Consider the following 20,116-nt stretch of genomic DNA (forward strand, 5'->3'; position numbering starts at 1 on the left):
AGTTCTTACGCAGGAGTTGGCAATGATCCCCAGACATTCGCTTGCAACCCTGATGATCAGCGCAAGCCTGTGCGGCTGCACCACTTCAACCGACCATGGCGTGTCTGTCCCGCTGGTTGCCACCCGACAGAACACCGGGCAGATCGGCAATGTAACGCTGACAAGCTGGGACAAACAAACCGGGCTCAGCTTCTTCATCAGTGGTGCTCCAAGCGGAGCGACCCTGCCCTTGCGTCTCTACAGCTTCATTCATAAAGGCAGCTGCCAGCAACCCGGGCCAGTGGCCTTTGCAATGAACGACAAGGTCAATACCAAGCGCGAAGCGGTACGCGGCTGGTCGTTCTCAAGAAGCGCACCGATCGCCCTGCCGGATCTGCTTGCCGACGAGTATTACATCGTCGTGCGAACGGCTCCGGCGAATGGCAACGTCGATATTTTTTGCGGCGATATCAGGCCGGCTGGCGCAGTGAAGTAGCCACTGGAGAGAATGCGATAACGGGGCAGATTCATTGTTTTGAGTCAGTCGGGGGCGCCTCATCCCCTGCATTCGAAACGGCTTATTCCCTGTCTTTCGTAGTACGGATCAGGTTGTCCCGCAATTTCACAATGGCTTGCTGCATTTGCACGAATTCGTCGGGATCAAGACCGGTTTGCGGGAAGCCTTCTTCCGTAAGGCCTTCACGCAGTTTTCGTCCCTCGTTTGTGAGGCTGATGCGTACCTGGCGCTCGTCTTCCGGGTCGCGCTGGCGTAGCAAGTAACCCATCGCTTCCAGTTTCTTCAGGATTGGCGTGAGGGTGTTGGATTCGAGGAACAGCTTTTCGCCGAGGCTCCCTACAGTCTGGTTGTCTTCTTCCCACAGCACAACGAGGGTGATGTATTGCGTGTAGGTGAGCCCGAGCCGTTCGAGCATTGGCTTGTAAGCCTTGCCGAAAGCGAGGTTGGAGGAATAGACCGCAAAACACAGGAAGTCGGAAAGCTTCAAGTCGAGGGCAGCTGTCTTTTTGGTGGGTTTCATGAGCATTCTCTGTGGCCAAAGACGGATAGACTGCAAGATTCGACTATACATCGCATGCGATGGTATCGGAAGTGCTCGCTGCGTCGTCCGTCCTAAACACTGTGATGGCCGACGACTGGTTCACCGATGCCCCTGGGTTGCTCGGTTCGGATCACTTTCACGTGATCCGAACCGAGCCATTCTGATCATTACAAGATCAGTTCTTCGATGCCTGTGGGTTTGGCACTTACCTCAGCGATTTAAATCCGGCCCGGACTTCCTGCGAGAACAGCGCCGGCTGCTCCCACGCAGCAAAGTGCCCGCCTTTGGAAAGTTCGTTGTAATGCACGAGTTTGGGATACGCCTTCTGCGACCAACTTTTCGGCGCCGTATACAGTTCATCAGGAAACACACTCACCGCGACCGGGATGTTGACGCCCTTGACGGCAAAGAATGTTGACTTGTTTTCCCAATAGAGCCGCCCCGAGGAAACGGCCGTCTGGGTCAGCCAGAACAACGTGATGTTGTCGAGGACGTCATCCGGTGTGAGGCCTTCCGGTTGCCCGTCAATGGATCGCGCAATCATCTCGTAGCTTTTAGGATCATGATCAAGCATGAAGGCCGCCAACCCAACCGGTGAATCATTGAGGCCTGTCAGCGACTGCGGCCGATCCCCCATCATGATGGCGTAACCGATGTGCTTGTACGTATTGGCGAGTTGATCGGCCGCGCGCTTCTCTTCTTCAGAAAGACCATTGGGTACAGGCTCGCCGCGAAATAACGCAGCATCCAGTTCAGGCGGGATGACGCCGGGCATGTTCGAATGAATACCGATCAAGCCAGGTGGCGCCTTTACAGCCATCAGGTCGACAACGATAGAACCCCAGTCGCCACCTTGCGCGCCATACGTTGTGTAGCCGAGACGCTTCATCAACTCGATGTAGGCATCGGCGATACGATCGGGATTCCAACCGGGCCCGGTCGGTTTCTCCGAGAAGCCGTAACCCGGCATCGATGGAATCACCAGGCTGAACGCATCGGATGCACTGCCGCCATGCGCGGCAGGATCGGTGAGTGGCCCGATGACTTTCATCAACTCGATCACCGACCCGGGCCAGCCGTGCGCCATCAATAGGGGTAGCGCATTCTCGTGTTTTGAGCGGACATGAATGAAGTGGATATCCAGGCCATCAATATGGGTGATGAAGTTTGGAACGGCGTTTATTTTCGATTCGATTACCCGCCAGTCATATTGGGTCGCCCAGTGCCTTGCCAGTTTCTGGATCGTCGCCAGTTGTACACCTTGGGAGGAATCATTGACTGTTTCCTTGTCCGGCCATCTTGTTGCTTCTATCCGTCTACGCAACTCTGCAAGTTCAGACTCTTTGGCGCTGAAATGAAAGGGCCGTATTTCAGCGGAAACACTATCGGTTTTTGTTGAAGTATTGGTCATAGCGTCAGTCCTGGTTGATAAACCGAGTAACCCTAGCGGTGCAGCGGCACAGGCCACTGCAGCAGCGCCGCAGAAGTTACGTCTGGTCAGGGAAAGTAGTTTTAGAGTTTTTGGCATACAGGCTTCTACGTCGCGAAGTCACACGCGGGCCGTATTTTTCAAACACGGGACAATAACGACAAATAGGTATCTATCGCGGGAGCTGTAACAAACCTGAGCGGTGTTTTTTATAGCCTGGGTAACAAAGCAGGAAGTTTAATTACGCCGACTTTTTCAATGTTGCTCATCGATGACTCCTTGAGATTTTTATTGAGATTCAAATAGCAGAAAATCACGTAACTATTTGACAGGACTGATTTTATAGGCGCGATCAAGCGGTCGAGAAGAACGGAAAAAGCGATCACCTTCGGTTTTTCCGCCCACACCGCTCGTCGCCAAGGCGCAACGTCCGCTTTGACATCACCAGGTCTTTGGGAGAATATTTATGCATCGCATGCGATCTAATCGATTACGATAGCAAGCCATCACAACACTGCCGTTTGGAGATCCAGCCATGAACACCGGAAGCAGCCGCACCCTGTTGAGCAACACCCATCACGCTTCCCGTGGCCACAACGGCAACAACTGGATCACGGCTTCATGAAGCTGATCCAGCTACGAGCGTTCTGCTCAGTGGTCGACAGGGGCAGCTTTCGTTCCGCGGCGCGAGAACTGGACGTTGCCCAAAGCACGCTGACAGAGTCGGTTCAAAGTCTGGAAAGAGAGCTCGGGGTCACCTTGTTGATGCGCTCCAATCAAGGCATCAGCCTGACCCTGGCCGGCAAGGTTTTCCTGACCCGGGCACGCTCGATCATTCTCGATTGCGATCGCGCGGTACAAGACGTCCGCCAGTGGAATGGAACGCCTGAGGGCCAGATCGCCTTGGGTGTCACAGCGGAACCCATGGCTGCGTGCTTGATGCCGGTCTTCAGCAGTTTTACCCACCGTTTTCCTAACGTGCAGCTGCACGTCGCCAGCGGAAAGACCCGTATGCTGATCGAGATGATTCGCGCTGGCCGGCTCGACTTTGTGATGGGTCCACTGAGTCCCGACGTCTTCGATATAGACCTGAACATCGAGCGGCTCTACAGCTCGAAAACCAGCGTCATTGCGCGTAAGGGCCATCCCTTGGCGAGTGCTCGATCAGTGCGCGATTTGGCCGATTGCCAGTGGATCAGCGTCCGGCCGGCGGGAGTCGTCGGCAGCGCGGAGAACCATCTGATCGAGCGGTTCAAAGCCCACGGCTTACCGCCACCGAAGATCGCGATCACGACCGAATCGCTGCTGGAACTCCTGCACATCATTTCCGAGACGGATTACCTGACCCTGGAGCCCGGCATGCTTCCCGGCATGAAGCTGTTTTCCTCATCGCTTATCAGCATTTCGATTCCGGAGCTGTTGGCGTCGTGTGAGGTGTGTCTGATCAGCCGCCGGGTGTCACCCTTGACCCAAGTCACGCAGGAACTGACCAGCATGCTGATTTCGTACTCGCGCTTGCGTCACCGAGCCAAAGGGTGAGCCGCTTTTCTTATTTACTTTGACGCATGACGAGGATCGTCACGGCTATCAATGTACTCAAGCCCCAGCGGACCTGTTCCATAAACCTGAGAGATGTACTCCCCCGACCTGGCCCAATGAAAATGCGGAGTATTGGCCGGGAGCACCACTACACTGCCCGGGCCATAAGCGACCAGTTTGTCCGGATCAAACACAGAACCGAAGCCGATATAAAACACACCGGCCACTACGGTGTAGATACGGTCTTCAGGATGGGTATGGGGCATTAATTTCGTGCCGTTCGGCACTTTGACTCGCACAACGTAGGGGCCTGGCTTGGCAGGATCACCGACCAGGACAGCCAGTTTTACTTCTTTCGGAAACGCCGCAAAACTACGCCACTCCACGTCTTCGTTATACAAAGCGCCGGTTTTACCCAGCGGTAAGGGTTGTGCTTGGACAACCGATATTGCTGCACCCACGACAAGAAGCGTTGTCAGGCAAGCAGTTTTCATCATGCTCTGAATCATGAGAGGCACCCTGAGAAAAAATGTCCTCTCTAATGTAGTTGTCGCCCCCTGTTGTGATAATGCCGCCGATGCGCATTTCAGTTGATACGCTATGTAATCAGTTCAATAACCGGGTCGAGCCATGGCCCCGGTCGCAAGAATTTGAAATGCACGGCATTGCTCGACAGAATGGCGCCCCGATTCGGCCAACGTGCCGAACGCTCGTGGTGAAAGGGGTTGCGGTTGAACGAACAGACATTGTCCATGCGTTTGGAACGCGTGGCGGCGCATGTACCCGCCGGTGCACGCCTGGCCGATATCGGCTCGGATCACGCCTACCTGCCGGTGGCGTTGATGCGCCGGGGCGCCATCGCGTCGGCCGTGGCCGGCGAAGTGGCGTTGACGCCGTTCCACTCGGCCGAACGCACCGTGCGCGAAAGCGGCCTGGACCCGCACATCATCGTGCGCCTGGCCAATGGCCTGGCGGCCATCGAGCCGGAAGACCGGATCACCGCGATCAGCATCTGCGGCATGGGCGGCGAGACGATCCGCGACATCCTCGACAGCGGCAAGGCGCATCTGAACGGCCAGGAACGCCTGATCCTGCAGCCCAACGGCGGCGAGCAGCCCCTGCGCCAATGGCTGATGGACAACGGCTACCGCATCCTCTGCGAGGAACTGCTGCGGGAAAACCGCTTCTTCTATGAAATCATCGTCGCCGAGTGCGCCGGACCGGTGATATACACCGCCGAGGAACTGTACTTCGGCCCGCTGCAGATGCAGGCACGCAGCCCGGCGTTCCTGGTCAAGTGGCAGCGCATACTGCGCCACAAGCAGCAAACCCTGACCCACTTCGCCCGAGCGCGGCAGGCTGTGCCCGAGGAAAAGGTGCAGGACGTCGCCCGGCAGGCCCGATGGATCACCGAACTGCTGGCGTGAAAACGGGTTTAGGGATTGTACGAACAGTCGCCGAGCGTCGATCAGGCAAGGCATTATTCAAGAATTTCAAGCTGAGCGAAAAACATGAATCGTCAGAAAAAAATAAAGCAGTTGTTAAAGGCCCACGCCAAAAAGGCCAGTGCCAAATTGGCACCGCAAAGCAAGTCTAAATACATCAGTAAAGCCGACCGATTGAAACTGGCGGCTGAATCCAGTGACGACTCAATCGTTGTCGCTGAGAGCTGATTGATGTGTCGTAAGTACCACCGGGCCGTCCCCGATCATTACAAATCTGTCGAGAACAAGACTGCAAATTTCCGACGACGGCCCAGTCGCGTTAAAGCCACAAACTTTTAGTACCGGTATTACTCATGCCAACGGCACTGTCAGGGTCATCATGTTCGCCTGTAGCAAAAGCTGCCCCCTCAATGTGATAGACCGTCGGTTCTTCCGAAAAATATTCCTGTAAGCCCATCATGAACACCCGATGGTCTTCACTCTCTTCGAAGCCTGGCGTGTGATCCTCGAGTGAAGCCCAGCGCACGATCAGGTTGAATAGCTGCGGGGTTTCGATGCCTTGCGCGAGCAAGTGGCCGCCGTAACCCTTTGCGCGGGTGAGCAAAGGAGCGACCTCGGCAAATGCACACCTGAACTGTTCAATGCGTTCTTTGTGGACGGGGAGCAAAGCGATCTCATAAATCATGGCGTTCCTCTGATATGACTTAAGCGGTTAAAAGTACGCACTTACGAGATGAGCGATGGCTCGACTGCAATCGCGATTTTTCCTTGAATGCCGTTGTTGGGACTCTCCAACCGGGCATGTGCAAGCGCAATGTCGGCAAGCGAATAGACGGCACCAACATGTGGCCGCAGCTGACCGCGCTCTATCAATGCGCTCAACTCATCCAGCTTGCCGCGGTTCTGTCTTGTGAACACGAAGTGATAACTGGCGTTCTTGCCCCAGGCCTGAACGACGTTTTGTGGCTGTGCAATGTCCACAATCGAGACAACGCGGCCAAGTTGTGCGAGCACGTCGGGGCTGCGCGACAGTGTGTTGCCGCCGATGGTGTCGAACACGACATCGACTCCGCGGCCACCCGTTTCCCGGATGATGGCGTCGACGTAATCGTCCTTTTCGTAGTCGATGATCACGTCGGCACCCAAACTTCGAGCAAACTCAACGTTTGCTTCGCGCACGGTCGTGAACACTCTTGCTCCCATGGCTTTTGCCATTTGGATCGCCACATGACCGACGCCTCCCGCGCCGCCATGTATCAGGATGCTTTCCCCCACTCTGAGCGCCGCACGCACGATCAGTGCTTCCCACGCGGTCCCGCCAACCAAGGTCAGGCTTGCCGCCTCAAGATGGCTTAACGAGGCAGGCTTCTTCCCGATAATGTTTTCGGCCGCAACGTGGTACTCGGCATAACTTCCTGGACCGTCGAATATTTGTGGGGTGTACCAGACTTCATCTCCCGGAGCGAAGGACGTCACACCCGGCCCGACTGCTTCGACAACGCCCGATACGTCGTGTCCGGTAATGGCCGGCAGTTGTACCAAGTCTGGATAATCGCCACGTCGAACCTGGTAATCCAACGGATTGATGGAGGTTGCGTGTACCCGCACCAGGACTTGTCCCGCACGCGGCACTGGCTTGGGCACCTCGCGAAGTTCGAACGATTCCGGGCCGCCAAAAGATTTAAGTATCAGCGCTTTCATTTTTGATCCTCGTTTCGACAAAAAGGGATATCGGGATTTTTCGATATCTTATGGTAAAAAAAATAACAGTTCTTTCTCTACGGCGAGAATCCTCACCGATGCTGCGGGTACTCGGACGTGACTCGCCCGTGTGCTATGTCATTGCAAATCCTCATTTCGATAAAAAGGGATATCGGGATTTTTCGATATAACGTGGCAAAAAATTACAGCTCTTTCCCTATGATCTCCGCTAGAACACGGATGGTTACTTCATTTCGCTTGTAATAGGTCCACTGACCGATGCGCGTGACGTCGACCAAGCCCACCCGTTGCAGAGTTGCAAGATAATCAGAAACCGTTGACTGCGACAGCCCGACGCCTTCTTGAATACTGCTGACGCAGACTCCCACCGTATGAACGTCCCCTTCATCCTGCGGAGGGAAGTTCTTGGCTGGGTCCTTCAAACCTTTCAGGATTTCAAGGCGCGTACGGTTCGAGAGAGCTTTGAATATTTCGAGTAATTCCATGCCGCGATGATATCGGCATTTCCCGATATGTCAATGTGCGAATGCAGTCTGGATGACAGACGGTTGGCCGCGTTGGGTTGATGGCCGCGCCTGAAGGCCGTCAGCGTCCAGACGTTGAAAGCGAGCGCCTGCATGTTTAACGCCGTTGTTTAACGACACTCCGCGTTACCTCCCAAAGGCTACAAATCCTTGCGCCGTTGCCTACGGTTACGCCAGAATCCGCCGGCTTGTGCGTCTATGGACCGGGCTTTATCGTTTCCCTGTCGCTGAAAAACAGCGATCGGGTTTGGTAGCCCGTTGTCCGCATGACGCATAGCTTCACTTTATGCAAATGCCTTTTTGGCATTCGTTTTATGGTGGCCATGCGCAGGGCGCCCTCGGGCGCGCCGGATTTTCCATGTGGGCCGGTCTACCAACCTTCGTATGGCCGCCACCCTTCGTTTGGTAGCGAGGGTGATGGCTCCAATAATCCATATGGAGTTTCATCAATGTTCAAGATCACACCCAACCCACCGGACACCGATCCGGCCTCCCCCTACGAAACCCTCGACTCAAGAAAACTGCACGAAGCCGCCGAACGCGCGCTCGATTTCTACCTCAATCCGGCGGCGCTCATGAACACTCCACGCAAACCCAGCACCATTTTCATGATTGCCCCGGATGTCGACGACGAAACCTTGCTGGTTCAAGCATGTGAGTCGATGGCGTCGGCCAGTGTCATGGCCAGCGATATCGCGGGGTTGGTGGAGGGCTCCCACCGCAACACCTTGCTGGCGCTTCAGCAGGTCATCATGCTCGGGGAATTGGCGGTGAATCGGATGCTGGATAACCTCGTTCCACCGACGTAATCACTGAACCCGGCACAGTGAAGGCATTGCACCTTCACTATGCCGGTGCTGAACGCTGTGCCGACAAACATTCACTTTCTCTCAGAGGCAGGTTCATGACTTCCAACCTGGCAGTCTCGAAACTATCAGGTCCGTGGTGTGGCGATGCTCCCACAGGACTGATGCAGCGTTGCAGGGAGGCATGGTTGCTTCGGGTCGATAGCGGCACTTCATGACAGGCAGTTCTCGACCCAAAGCGGACACTCCTTGCTGGAAGCCGCCGGCCAAAAGCGGCTTCAAATTCACCTGTCAGCTTCTACGACATCCGCACCTACAAGTCGCAAAGAAGTTCGCGTCTCACCTGAAGAGCAATCGCTGCGAAGCCCTTTCCACTGCCACGCTTGCGGGGTGTGTAGTCCTGATGAGTAGAAACATCCGTCCATTGACTCACCGATTCCACGTACCTATGGGTGCTATCGGTATCAATTTCAAACGCAATGAACTGTTCTTCGTGAGTGAGCAATAGACCATACAGGCGTGGCATTCCGGGAAAGTCGACTTGAAGGTCAAGCACGACGGTTTCTGGCCATCTAATGCCTTTTGACTCGCCATAGTTTTTTAAGGCGGGAGGAAGCCCTGTGGCCAGCCAAGCTTTGGCGGTTACCATGAGTCTGTGGGCCACAAGAGCATTTTGCTCTTGCACGTTCAGTTGCCGCTTTTTATCAGGCGGTCAATGTCCACTTCAATCTCCTCTGAAATCGTCGATCCCAGGATGGCGATGACCTATCAAACGCGCAACGACTTAGACGATTCCCACCTGCACGCTGCTACTCGAACTAAGCGGGGCGTAGCGAGGTCCCGATGGCGTCAGCGAAAGACGACTTTCGACCCATAGCTGTCGTTCATTTGTGTCTATAAAATCCAGGGACCATTCGGCGAATAGTAGCGGGAGTAAAAGGTGCTTTCAGACAGCTTGCGGAATGTGAACCAGCAAATCGAAAAAACTATCGCTGCAATTCGAGACAAATGCATCGCGTCTGATGAAGTCGTCGTAGCTGATTACTTAAAGCGGTACGAGGCAAGCTTGGCGCTAATCGGTACTGGCTCAAAACAAAAGCTGGAGGCGAGCTTGAAGGGGCTCTTGAACTGCACGCGAGGCTACCTGGAAACCACCAGTCATTATGATCAGGAATTTCTCGGTGAAATGTGTGAGACGGAACGACTGATCAAGCAGCTGCTGAAGGACAAACTGCTGTGAGTTGGTGAAAAAGCCTGACATCTACCAAAAAAATATCTTCCCAAGTACGGGCTTATTGGCGGGAACGACCGTCCGCTTCTGGCCGATATCTGCCTGCCGTGGATGGCTGCTATGAGTCGATATCGGCCCACCACCGACATAACCACTGAACCCGGCGTAACGAAGGCATTGCACCTTCGCCACGCCGGCGCTGAACGCCGCGATGTCAGCTCATCCAGTTACCACCGTCGACATTGTAGGTCTGGGCCACCACATATTCGCTCTCGGGCGATGCGAGGAAAATCGCCATGCCTGTCAGGTCGTCAGCGGTGCCCATCCGCCCAAAGGGCACTTCCTGACCCACGAGTTTTTTCTTCTCACCCAATGGCCGATTTTCATAGCGGGCGAACATTGCATCGACACCGTCCCAATGTTCGCCATCGACGACGCCTGGCGCGATGGCGTTCACATTGATCCCGTGTTTGATCAGGTCCAGGCCTGCGGATTGGGTAAGGCTGATCACGGCCGCTTTGGTCGCGCAATACACACCCACGAGGGCCTCCCCTCTTCGTCCCGCCTGGCTGGCCATGTTGATGATTTTGCCGCCGTGGCCCTGACTGATCATCTGACGTGCCGCTGCCTGCAGGGTGAAAAGCGTTCCAGCGACATTGATCGAGAACAGACGCTCGAAGCTGTCGCGGGTGATCTCGACGATGGGCGCAAGGTCGAACAGTGCGGCGTTGTTGATCAAAATATCGAGTTTGCCTGTCTGCGCGATGACAGCGGCAATGGCCGCATCGATGGACGTCTGGCGGGTAACGTCCATCTCGACAGCGTATGCGTTAGGCCCCAGCTCGGTGGCCGTGGCGTGGGCGCGTTCCAGGTTGATGTCCGCGATAGCGACCGTCGCCCCCTCACGAATGTAAGCCTGAGCAAAAGACCGTCCGATGCCTCGGGCCGATCCGGTGATGAGCGCGCTTTTACCTTCTAGTCGTTTCATTGAGGGTTCATCCGTTTTCTGAAATTCGGTTCGCCCAATCGTGGGCATGGTTGGCGTAGCGGTCAGGCAGCGCGACGCATCAGGGGAGCCAATGCTTTGCCGTGCTCGTCGAACAAGTGGCAATGCAGCACGTCCAGCGCCACCCGGCGCGACTCGCCATAAGCGACCTCGCAGTCGCCATTCACCCGGACTGTGAGCGCTTCACCAGACGTCGCGACGACGTGGCAGAACGTGTCGCTGCCCAGGCGTTCGGTGACGTCGGTGGTGATCGGCAATTGCCCTTGTTCATCCAGACGCAGGTGTTCGGGACGGATACCGACGGTGACTGCGCTGCCCACCATCAAGGTGCTTGCGTCACGGGGGATGAGCAGACGTCGACCGGAGGCCAGCTCGACCTCGACACCCTGATGACTACTGGAAGTCACGGTGGCATTGAGAAAACCCATTTTCGGCGTGCCCAAAAATCCTGCGACGAACAGGTTGGCCGGTTGGTGATACAGGTCCAGTGGCGAGCCGATCTGCTCGATCCGGCCACCGTTCAGCACCACCACTTTGGTGGCGAGTGTCATGGCTTCAACCTGATCGTGAGTCACGTAGATCATCGTCGCTTGCAGCTCTTTGTGCAGGCGCGACAGCTCCAGGCGCATCTGCACCCGCAGGGCCGCGTCAAGGTTGGACAGGGGTTCGTCGAACAGGAAGATTTTCGGGTTGCGCACGATGGCGCGGCCGATGGCTACGCGCTGACGCTGGCCGCCGGACAACTGTTTCGGTTTACGTTCGAGCATCGGGCCGAGTTCAAGGATGCGCGCCGCTTCGCCGACTTTTTTCTCGACTTCGGCTTTCGGCACGCCGGCCAGGTCGAGGGCAAAGGACATGTTTTTGCGCACGCTCATGTGCGGGTACAAGGCGTAGGTCTGAAACACCATCGCCAGGTCGCGCTTGGCCGGGCTGACTTCGGTGATGTCGCGGCCATCGAGTTCGAGGGTGCCGCCGCTGACTTCTTCCAGCCCGGCGATCAGGCGCAGCAAGGTGGATTTGCCGCAGCCCGACGGGCCGACGAAGACCACGAATTCCTTGTCGTTCACTTCCAGGTCGATGCCCTTGATGATGGAAAAGCCTTCGAAGCCTTTTTGCAGATTCTTGATTTTCAGGTTGGCCATGGTGATGGGCCTCCGCTTGTTGTTATTCGATTGAGCCGGGCGGGCTTTTCTGTAGGAGCCGGGCTTGCCGGCGAAGGCGTCCGGGAGATCGCCTTCGCCGGCAAGCCTGGCTCCTACAGGGGGGATCGCGTGGGGTCGGCGATCTTCATTTCACGGCGCCAAACGACAGGCCGCGGACCAGTTGTTTCTGGCTGATCCAGCCGAAGATCAGGATCGGCGCACAGGCCAGGGTCGAGACCGCCGACAACTTGGCCCAGAACAGCCCTTCGGGGCTGGAGTACGAGGCGATCAACGCGGTCAGTGGCGCGGCTTTCGACGAGGTCAGGTTCAGCGACCAGAACGCCTCGTTCCAGCACAGGATCAGTGACAGCAGCACCGTGGACGCGAGGCCGCCCTTGGCGATCGGCAGCAGCACCCGGACCATTTCCTGCCACAGGGTCGCGCCGTCCAGGCGCGCGGCTTCGAGGATGTCTTTGGGGATGTCCTTGAAGTAGGTGTAAATCATCCAGACCACGATCGGCAGGTTGATCAGCGTGTAGATCACGATCAGTGCGATGCGCGTATCGAGCAGGCCGAAACTCTTGGCCAGCAGGTAGATCGGCATCAATACGCCCACCGGCGGCAGCATCTTGGTCGAGAGCATCCACAGCAGAGTGCCTTTGGTGCGCTGGGTTTCGTAGAACGCCATCGAGTACGCCGCCGGCACCGCGATCAGCAGGCTCAGGGCCGTGGCGCTGAAGGAAATCACCACCGAGTTCCAGGCAAAACTGAAGTAGTCGCTGCGCTCGTTGATGTGCAGGTAGTTCTCCAGCGTCGGCGTGAAGATGAACTGCGGCGGCGTGGCGAACGCATCGATTTCGGTTTTGAAACTGGTCATCACCATCCAGAAGATCGGGAAGAAGATCAGGATCGCGATGGCCCAGGCCAGGGTGCCGAGCAGCAGGCTTTGCAGACGGCGGGATTGTTGAAGGGTCATGGCGCAGGCCTCAAGTCTTGTCGGTCAGGTTTTTGCCGATCATGCGCACCAGCACGATGGCCGCGATGTTGGCGATCACCACCGCGATCAAGCCGCCGGCGGACGCCATGCCGACGTCGAACTGCACCAGCGCCTGGTTGTAGATCAGGTACGCGAGGTTGGTCGAGGCATAGCCGGGGCCGCCGTTGGTGGTGGTGAAGATTTCGGCGAACACCGAGAGCAGGAAGATGGTTTCGATCATCACCACCACCGCAATCGGCCGGGCCAGGTGCGGCAAGGTCAGGTGCCAGAAAATCGCGATCGGCCCGGCGCCGTCGAGGCGTGCGGCTTCCTTCTGTTCCTGGTCGAGAGACTGCATGGCGGTCATCAGGATCAGGATCGCGAACGGCAGCCATTGCCAGGAGACGATGATGATGATCGACAGCAGCGGGTAATGCGCCAGCCAGTCCACCGGCTGCGCGCCGAACAGTTTCCAGACGTAGGCGAGAATCCCCGAGACCGGGTGGAAAATCAGGTTCTTCCAGATCAGCGCCCCGACCGTGGGCATGATGAAAAACGGCGAGATCAGCATCACCCGCACGATACCGCGGCCGAGGAATTCACTGGCTTCCAGCAACGCGCTGATCAACACACCCAGGACCACGCTGATCAGCAACACGCTGCCGACCAGCAACAGGGTGTTGGTGGCGCCCGGCATGAACCCCGAGTCGGTCAGGAAGTAGGTGAAGTTCTCCAGCCCGACGAACTCGTTTTCACCGGGGTAGAGCAGGTTGTAGCGGATCATCGAAAAGTAAACGGTCATGCCCAGCGGCACGATCATCCACAGCAGCAACAACGCCACCGAGGGGCTGACCAGAAACCAGCCGGGATTGGCCAACCGGCTTTTACGCACCGGTTGGGGGATGTCCATGTAAGCTTTGGCAGTTGAAATATTCATGGCATTTAACCGATTAGGACAGACAGACGAAGATCAAAATGTGGGAGCGGGCTTTTGTGGCGAGGGAGCTTGCTCCCGCTCGACTGCGCAGCAGTCGCAAAGCGTTTGGGGGCGCTTCGCACCCCAGCGGGAGCAAGTTCCCTCGCCACAATTTGGATGGCTAGGGGTTATTTGGGATAACCGGCGCGCTTCATCTCGCGTTCGGTGGAGGTCTGTGCGGCAGCGAGTGCTTGATCGACCGACATCTGCCCGGTCAGCGCAGCGGAAAACAGTTTGCCCACGGAAGTGCCTATCGCCTGGAACTCGGGAATGGTGACGTACTGGATGCCGACGTATGGAACCGGCTTGATCGAGGGGTGTGCAGGGTCGGCGTGCTGCATCATCTGCAAGGTCACCTGCGCAAAAGGCGCCGCTTGTAGATAAGCCTCGTTGTACGTGGATTGACGCGTGCCTGGCGGAACATTGGCAATGCCGTCTTTTTCAGCGACCAGTTGAATGTATTCTTTCGACGTGGCCCACGTGATGAACGCCTTGGCAGTCTCTTTATGCTTGGAGGTGGCCGGTATCGCCAACGACCACGCGTACAGCCACGACGAACCCTTGTCGGTCACCTCCGTCGGTGCCGGGGCAAAGCCCACGCTGTCGACGACTTTGCTCTGCTCCTTGTCCGTCGTGAAAGATCCCGCGACGCTGGCATCCACCCAGATCGCGCACTTGCCGCTGTTGAACAATGCGAGGGTCTCGTTGAAGCCATTGCTCGACACACCGGGCGGCCCATACTTTTTCAGGGTATCGACGTAAAAGTGCGCCGCTGCCGTCCACTCCGGGCTGGCAAGTTCAGGCTGCCACTTTTCATCGAACCAGCGAGCACCGAAGGCATTAGCCATGGTGCTCAACAACGCGATGTTCTCGCCCCACCCTGCCTTCCCCCGCAGGCACATGCCGTACTGACCTTTATCAGGTTCGTGCAGCCTGGAGGCAAACTCGCCGAGCTGCGTCCAGGTCGGATGCTCCGGCATGGTCAACCCGGCACCCTTGAACAGGTCGGTGCGGTAATAAGTGATCGTGCTTTCACCGTAGAAAGGCAAGGCGTAGAGCGTGTTGTCGACCGACAAGCCCTGGCGTACCGAGGGAAAGATGTCTTCCAGGTCGTACGCCGGCGGCAGTGCCGTGATCGGCTCAAGCCAATGCTTGGCGCCCCACAGCGGCGTTTCATAGGTACCAATCGTCAGCACGTCGAATTGCCCACCCTGAGTCGCAATATCGGTGGTCAGGCGCTGACGCAGGACGTTTTCTTCCAGCACCACCCAATTGAGTTTCACATCAGGGTGCTGCTGTTCAAAAATCTTGGAGAGCCGCTGCATCCGGATCATGTCGCCATTGTTCACAGTGGCGATGGTGACCGTTTCGGCAGCATGACTGACAAGGGCAAAGGACAGGCCGGCGGAAAGGAAAAGCGCTTTCGGGATGTTCATCGTAGTGCTCTCCGCTCCGCGCCTTGGACGACGGGAGCTATTATTTTTGTTGTTAACCATCGCTGGGCAAATACAACTGCGCAGCCAGGGTGGACGGCTTGATTACAACAGCTTGGAAAACCCCGGACAAACGCACAGAGGACGGCAAACCGATACTTTTTTAACCCCGCTTGAAAAACAACCCAACGATCAAAAAAGTATCAGTGCCAGGCAATCCCTGAGCTAGCAAACGCCGGGCATGAAGGCGTATGTTGCTCGCATACGAACAACAAATAACAAAGAAAGAGACCTGCCATGCCTGATAGCCGAGCAGCGCTGTTTGAACAGCGACCCGCCGAACTGGAGGTCATCCTTCCCGAGCCCGATCATTGTTTTCGCTGGTATGAACACGACTACCCCTACTCCCTGGCTCGCTGGAACCATCACCCGGAATTCGAAATCCACCTGATCCGCCAAGGCAGCGGCAAGCTGGTGGCGGGCGATTACATCGGCGCATTCGGCGCCGGTCATGTGGCGCTGATCGGCCCTGACCTGCCCCATGACTGGATAGGCGACCTGGCGCCCGGTGAGTTCCTGGCGGGACGCGATGTGGTGCTGCAATTCGACGGCGCGGCGATTCTGGCCTTGCGTGGGACGATGCCCGAGCTGGGCGAGCTTCAGCACCTGTTTGAACGAGCACGCCGTGGCCTGGAGTTCACCGGCGCAACAGCTATGCAGGCGGCGCAGCTGCTGGAAGACATTGGCCCTGCTCAAGGGCTCGAACGCCTGATTCTGTTTCTTCAATTGATCAATGCACTGATGAAAGCGCCCACACAGGACGTCCATTTGCTCGCCAGCGCCTGCTACGCGCCGACCCTGGACGCCCGCGCCTCCGAGCGCATCCACAAGGCTTTTGACTACCTGTTGACTGAGCTCACAGGCGATATTCGCCTGTCGGTGATTGCCCAGCGCCTGGCCATGAGCGAACCCGGTTTTTCGCGCTTCTTCAAGCGAGTCACCGGCCACGGTTTCATCGACCTGATGCGCAAGCTCAGGGTTCAACGTGCCTGCCGGCTGCTGTTGCAAACCGAGATGTCAGTGGCGGACATCTGTTTTGAAGTGGGCTATGAAAACCTGTCCAACTTCAACCGGCACTTCCGTATCGAAATGGACCAGACCCCGAGTGAATACCGTCGCGGTACGGCGATGACCCTGTTCAATCGCAACGGTCCCCACCCTTCCCTGCCGTTCACCAACGCTCATTGAGTCAGCAATAACAAATAAGAGGAAATGACGATGGTATTGCCTCGCGCAGTCGTATTTGGCGAAGCCCTGACCGACCTTGTCCAGGGCCTTCCCGGGCAGTGGACAGGTTATCCGGGCGGTGCGCCGTGGAACGTCGCCCGAGCGCTGAGTCGCCTGGGCATCAGCACCGCGTTCGCAGGCTCGGTGAGCACGGATTCACTGGGCGATGAAATCGTCCGGCAATCGGCTGCGGCAGGTCTGGATATGCGGTTCCTGCAACGGGCAGACCGCGATCCGCTGGTGGCCATCGTCCCGTCGAGCCGCCCACCACGGTACTTTTTTGCCGGCGACGCCGATCTGTTCTTCGATGCACAGCAGTTGCCGGACAGCTGGATGGTCCACGCTGAAATCTGCCATTTCAGCTGCATCAGCCTGGCCCGCCAACCGCTGGCAGACCAGTTAGTCAACTTGGCCACGCGAGCGAAAGAGGCAGGAAAACGGATCAGCTTCGATCCGAACTGGCGCAACTTGATGGACAGCCACTACCGCGCGCAGACCTTCCCGACGATGACCGCCCTCGCCGACCTGATCAAGCTGTCGGACGAAGACCTTCGGCACCTCTATCCAGGGCTCACCGAAAGCCAGGCCATGGATGAGCTGCGCGCGCTTAACCCGCACGCGCAAATCCTGTTCACCCGCGGTGAGCACGGCATGGTGTTGCACACCCCGGACACTGTTTACGAGCAACCCGCGATTGCAGTGGACGTCGCGGATACGGTGGGGGCAGGCGACGCTTGCATGGCCGGTTGGCTGGCAGCGGACTTGCTGGGCATGGCCGATCCGAGGGAGCGCCTGCAGTTTTCAGCCGCCTGCGCGTCGATATCCTGCCGCCATGCCGGTGCCTATGCGCCTGCGCTGGACGAGGTGAAGCGTTTACTCAACACCTCAGTTTGACGCTCTGACAGAGTTGGCGAAGGCATTGCGCTTTCGCTTCCACCCCGATCAAGTCGCCGGTTGATGACTGGTCCCCGACGCGTCGGCATGTGTGGATCCCTGTCTATAAAACTCATTTTGCAGTGGCCGTCTTGAACTTGGTCCAGGTGCGCATCCGCGCGCGCATGTCGGATTGGGGAATGTCCTTGCCTGGAATCAACCGCGCATAAGTCGCTTCATCGAGGTAGATGTCCGGGTTGTTGCGCATCGTCGCATCGACGTCCTGGCGAGCGATATTCTTCGGCCAACGCCAAATGCTTATGGCTTTGTTCGATGCAGAAATACGGCGTGGCAAACAGCTCCTGCAACAGGATGACCTGGGCACCCTTCGCCGCCGCCTCGCGGACCAATTGCTCAGCCTGATCGAGGTTGTTCGGCAAGTCCCAGGTGCACGGCATCTGGGCGGTGGCAATCGTTAGCAGCGTCATGGCATCACCCCTGCACTGGCCAGGCGGGCTGCTGCTGGGTGATGCAATGCACCCCGCCGCCGCCATGGGCCAAGTGATTGATTCGCACCGGCACCACCTCGCGCCCCGGGAACGCTTGGGCCAACACCTCGGCCGCCGCGTTGTCAGCGTCGATTCCATAGGCCGGCATGATGATTGCGCCGTTGGCGATGTAGAAATTGGTGTAGGAAGCGCAGAACACTTCGGCCTCGGTGTCCACCGCATCAGTGGCTTCATAGAGCTCGATCAGCTCGAACTTGCGGCCTTGGGCATCGGTGGCCAGTTCCAGCGCGCGGCGGTTCTCGCGGGCCACTTCGGCATACACCGACTGCTTGTCGTGGGTGGCATCCACCAGCAACACGCCAGGGCGTGCAAATGCGCAGACGCCATCGACATGGCCGTCCGTCATGTCGCCGGTCACGTAATCCGGATCGCCCGGCAGCCAGATGGTTTTCTTCACGCCCAGCAGACGCTTGAAGATCTCCTCCATTTCAGCCTTGTTCATCCCCGGATTGCGGTTGGGATTGAGCAACACCGACTCGGTGGTGATCAGCGTGCCCTCGCCGTCCACATGAATCGCGCCGCCTTCGTTGCTCAGCGGTGTGCCAAAGCACGGCAAGCCAAGGTGATTGAGTGCGCGGCGTGCCAGGCCTTCATCCAGATCGTGGGCCGACTTGCCGCCCCACGCGTTGAAGCGCCAGCTCACCCCGGCCAGGCCTTGTTGCGGGTGGCAGACGAAGCTTGGGCCGGAGTCACGGCACCAACTGTCGTTCACCGCCAATTCGATCAGCTCGATGTTGGGTCCGCACAGCGCTTGGGCGCTCGCCACGGCCGACGGATCGACCACCATGGTCACCGGTTCGAAACGGGCGATGGCGTTGGCCACCCCGGCAAAATCCTTCTGCACTTGCGCCAGGGTAACGCGCCAACCCGACTCCCAGAGTGCCTGGTTGTGCGGCCAGACCATCCAGGTCGCGGCGTGTTTTACCCATTCTGCCGGCATCCACCAGCCACTGTTTTGAAGTTCGTTCTGCTGCATGACAAGCACCCTTTAGTTAAGTCATTGTGTTCAATGAAAACTGCCTTCGCGGTCTTGGCATGCATGCTACGGCCCTAAAATATGGCCAACAAACGATGGATTTTGTAGAAAAGTGATTAGAGGAACTTATCAATATGCTTAAGCACTGGCCTCCGCTCAGCACCCTTCGCGGCTTTGAAGCCGCCGCCCGCCTGGGCAGTTTTCACAAGGCTGCCGACGAGTTGCACCTGACCCAATCGGCGATCAGCCAGCAGATTCGCACGCTTGAAACGTACCTTGAGCAGCCGTTGTTTTTTCGCAGCGGACGCAGTGTCAGCCTGACCGATGCCGGTCACGATTTGCTCAGCACCACCCAGGCGTTATTGCAGCAACTGGCGGTCGGCATTCGTCGCCTCGGGCAGTATCAGAAACCCAATCAACTGGTGCTCAACACCACGCCGACGTTCGCTCGTCATTGGTTGTTGCCACGCCTGGGGGATTTTCGCCGGCAGCATCCGGAGGTCGATCTGTGGATTTTCAGCACCGATGAAGTCCCGGACATGACCACCCAGACCATCGACCTCGCGGTGCGCGACGACATCAGCTCCCAGGCCGAGTGCAACTTCAAGGTGCTGCACGCCGACCGCCTCTACCCGGCCTGTCACCCGAACCTGTTGGCGGTGCCTGTCGAGCAGCGCACCACCCTTCACGGCGAGCGGGAAATGGACTGGAGTCACTGGGCCGTGGAGGCTGGCATTGATGTCGGACAGAAAGATCAGGGGCTGAATTTTTCCGACCCCGGCCTGCTGCTGGACGCGGCGTGCGCGGGGCTTGGTATTGCGCTGGTCAGCCAACTATTGAGTCGGCCAGCGCGCGATAGCGGACTGTTGCAACCGTTGGTGGAAGGCACCATTCGCGGCCCGAACTGGGCCCTGCTGACTCACCGTGACAGCGAGAACAATCCGTTGGCACGAAGTTTCATCGAATGGCTGCTGAGTAACCTGGAGGCAGCGAACCAGACGGCGTCCGCACTTGCGACATAAATGGGTGCGCGTCAGTTAGCCAGCCATAAACGCTGGCGAAGTTCCCATTTCACAACAGAACACTCTGCCCACTACTCTTGCCCGACAGCACTTTTACAAGAAACTTTATTAGTTCAAAAAGAA

The 20,116-nt window shown here is 57.4% G+C and carries 21 protein-coding genes and 2 pseudogenes; 9 read left to right on the plus strand and 14 right to left on the minus strand.

Features of this window, described 5'->3' with window-relative positions; all coding sequences use genetic code 11:
• The first annotated feature begins 22 nt into the window (after nt 1-22).
• Nucleotides 23-475 (plus strand): hypothetical protein, encoded by a 453-nt coding sequence (locus ACA060_RS16970; RefSeq protein WP_497311911.1) that lies wholly within the window; start codon nt 23-25, stop codon nt 473-475.
• A gap of 82 nt (nt 476-557) precedes the next feature.
• Here ACA060_RS16970 and ACA060_RS16975 read toward each other — a convergent pair whose 3' ends face one another.
• Nucleotides 558-1,016: a MarR family winged helix-turn-helix transcriptional regulator gene (locus ACA060_RS16975; protein ID WP_109632571.1), complete on the minus strand. Its 459-nt coding sequence runs from the start codon at nt 1,014-1,016 to the stop codon at nt 558-560.
• A gap of 226 nt (nt 1,017-1,242) precedes the next feature.
• The gene (locus tag ACA060_RS16980; protein ID WP_497311913.1) at nt 1,243-2,448 is read right to left on the minus strand and encodes an epoxide hydrolase family protein; all 1,206 of its coding nucleotides are present in this window, start codon (nt 2,446-2,448) and stop codon (nt 1,243-1,245) included.
• A 639-nt stretch (nt 2,449-3,087) separates the two neighbouring features.
• Here ACA060_RS16980 and ACA060_RS16985 point away from each other — a divergent pair.
• Nucleotides 3,088-4,005, plus strand: a complete 918-nt coding sequence (locus ACA060_RS16985; RefSeq protein WP_497311915.1) for a LysR substrate-binding domain-containing protein — start codon at nt 3,088-3,090, stop codon at nt 4,003-4,005.
• A gap of 14 nt (nt 4,006-4,019) precedes the next feature.
• Here the strand turns inward: ACA060_RS16985 and ACA060_RS16990 are convergent, their stop codons facing one another.
• Nucleotides 4,020-4,514 (minus strand): cupin domain-containing protein, encoded by a 495-nt coding sequence (locus tag ACA060_RS16990; RefSeq protein ID WP_497311917.1) that lies wholly within the window; start codon nt 4,512-4,514, stop codon nt 4,020-4,022.
• A gap of 222 nt (nt 4,515-4,736) precedes the next feature.
• On the opposite strand from ACA060_RS16990, the gene ACA060_RS16995 reads away from it, so the two are divergent.
• The gene (locus tag ACA060_RS16995; RefSeq protein WP_497311919.1) at nt 4,737-5,432 is read left to right on the plus strand and encodes a tRNA (adenine(22)-N(1))-methyltransferase; all 696 of its coding nucleotides are present in this window, start codon (nt 4,737-4,739) and stop codon (nt 5,430-5,432) included.
• Between the two features lie 84 nt (nt 5,433-5,516).
• The gene (locus ACA060_RS17000; protein WP_497311921.1) at nt 5,517-5,678 is read left to right on the plus strand and encodes a DUF2986 domain-containing protein; all 162 of its coding nucleotides are present in this window, start codon (nt 5,517-5,519) and stop codon (nt 5,676-5,678) included.
• Nucleotides 5,679-5,769: 91 nt separating this feature from the next.
• On the opposite strand, the gene ACA060_RS17005 is transcribed toward ACA060_RS17000, so the two are convergent.
• From ACA060_RS17005 to ACA060_RS17015, 3 genes are all read right to left on the minus strand, one after another.
• Nucleotides 5,770-6,135 (minus strand): antibiotic biosynthesis monooxygenase family protein, encoded by a 366-nt coding sequence (locus ACA060_RS17005; RefSeq protein WP_109632583.1) that lies wholly within the window; start codon nt 6,133-6,135, stop codon nt 5,770-5,772.
• A gap of 41 nt (nt 6,136-6,176) precedes the next feature.
• Nucleotides 6,177-7,151 (minus strand): zinc-dependent alcohol dehydrogenase family protein, encoded by a 975-nt coding sequence (locus ACA060_RS17010; RefSeq protein WP_497311923.1) that lies wholly within the window; start codon nt 7,149-7,151, stop codon nt 6,177-6,179.
• Between the two features lie 203 nt (nt 7,152-7,354).
• Nucleotides 7,355-7,657 (minus strand): ArsR/SmtB family transcription factor, encoded by a 303-nt coding sequence (locus tag ACA060_RS17015; protein WP_497311925.1) that lies wholly within the window; start codon nt 7,655-7,657, stop codon nt 7,355-7,357.
• A gap of 488 nt (nt 7,658-8,145) precedes the next feature.
• On the opposite strand from ACA060_RS17015, the gene ACA060_RS17020 reads away from it, so the two are divergent.
• Both ACA060_RS17020 and ACA060_RS17025 read left to right on the plus strand, forming a co-directional pair.
• Complete coding sequence (locus ACA060_RS17020) at nt 8,146-8,505, plus strand: DUF6124 family protein (RefSeq protein ID WP_109632589.1); 360 nt, start codon at nt 8,146-8,148, stop codon at nt 8,503-8,505.
• 937 nt (nt 8,506-9,442) lie between these two features.
• On the plus strand, nt 9,443-9,742 hold the full coding sequence (locus tag ACA060_RS17025) for a hypothetical protein (RefSeq protein WP_305502372.1): 300 nt from the start codon (nt 9,443-9,445) through the stop codon (nt 9,740-9,742).
• 205 nt (nt 9,743-9,947) lie between these two features.
• Here the strand turns inward: ACA060_RS17025 and ACA060_RS17030 are convergent, their stop codons facing one another.
• The 5 genes from ACA060_RS17030 to ACA060_RS17050 form a co-directional block, all read right to left on the minus strand.
• Nucleotides 9,948-10,721, minus strand: a complete 774-nt coding sequence (locus tag ACA060_RS17030) for an L-iditol 2-dehydrogenase (RefSeq protein ID WP_497311928.1) — start codon at nt 10,719-10,721, stop codon at nt 9,948-9,950.
• 62 nt (nt 10,722-10,783) lie between these two features.
• Entirely contained in the window at nt 10,784-11,881 is a 1,098-nt protein-coding gene (locus ACA060_RS17035; protein ID WP_497311930.1) for an ABC transporter ATP-binding protein, read from the minus strand.
• 145 nt (nt 11,882-12,026) lie between these two features.
• Entirely contained in the window at nt 12,027-12,857 is an 831-nt protein-coding gene (locus tag ACA060_RS17040; RefSeq protein ID WP_283180389.1) for a carbohydrate ABC transporter permease, read from the minus strand.
• Nucleotides 12,858-12,867: 10 nt separating this feature from the next.
• Nucleotides 12,868-13,767, minus strand: a complete 900-nt coding sequence (locus tag ACA060_RS17045) for a carbohydrate ABC transporter permease (RefSeq protein ID WP_256597514.1) — start codon at nt 13,765-13,767, stop codon at nt 12,868-12,870.
• A gap of 194 nt (nt 13,768-13,961) precedes the next feature.
• On the minus strand, nt 13,962-15,269 hold the full coding sequence (locus tag ACA060_RS17050; RefSeq protein ID WP_109632600.1) for an ABC transporter substrate-binding protein: 1,308 nt from the start codon (nt 15,267-15,269) through the stop codon (nt 13,962-13,964).
• Between the two features lie 294 nt (nt 15,270-15,563).
• Here ACA060_RS17050 and ACA060_RS17055 point away from each other — a divergent pair, with 294 nt between their 5' ends.
• Nucleotides 15,564-16,514 (plus strand): helix-turn-helix domain-containing protein, encoded by a 951-nt coding sequence (locus ACA060_RS17055; RefSeq protein ID WP_109632602.1) that lies wholly within the window; start codon nt 15,564-15,566, stop codon nt 16,512-16,514.
• A 30-nt stretch (nt 16,515-16,544) separates the two neighbouring features.
• Nucleotides 16,545-17,447 (plus strand): carbohydrate kinase family protein, encoded by a 903-nt coding sequence (locus ACA060_RS17060; protein ID WP_109632604.1) that lies wholly within the window; start codon nt 16,545-16,547, stop codon nt 17,445-17,447.
• Nucleotides 17,448-17,559: 112 nt separating this feature from the next.
• Here the strand turns inward: ACA060_RS17060 and ACA060_RS17065 are convergent.
• From ACA060_RS17065 to ACA060_RS17075, 3 genes and pseudogenes are all read right to left on the minus strand, one after another.
• Nucleotides 17,560-17,718, minus strand: a pseudogene (locus ACA060_RS17065) (extracellular solute-binding protein); the annotation flags it as partial.
• Nucleotides 17,717-17,914, minus strand: a pseudogene (locus ACA060_RS17070) (nitrilase-related carbon-nitrogen hydrolase); the annotation flags it as partial. The pseudogenes ACA060_RS17070 and ACA060_RS17065, both read right to left, overlap by 2 nt.
• Before the next feature lie 4 nt (nt 17,915-17,918).
• Nucleotides 17,919-18,971: an agmatine deiminase family protein gene (locus tag ACA060_RS17075; protein WP_497311933.1), complete on the minus strand. Its 1,053-nt coding sequence runs from the start codon at nt 18,969-18,971 to the stop codon at nt 17,919-17,921.
• A 134-nt stretch (nt 18,972-19,105) separates the two neighbouring features.
• Between ACA060_RS17075 and ACA060_RS17080 the strand changes: the two genes are divergently transcribed.
• Nucleotides 19,106-19,993: a LysR substrate-binding domain-containing protein gene (locus ACA060_RS17080; RefSeq protein ID WP_497311935.1), complete on the plus strand. Its 888-nt coding sequence runs from the start codon at nt 19,106-19,108 to the stop codon at nt 19,991-19,993.
• The last annotated feature ends 123 nt before the right edge of the window (nt 19,994-20,116 follow it).

It is taken from the genome of Pseudomonas sp. LBUM1671 (assembly GCF_059695685.1).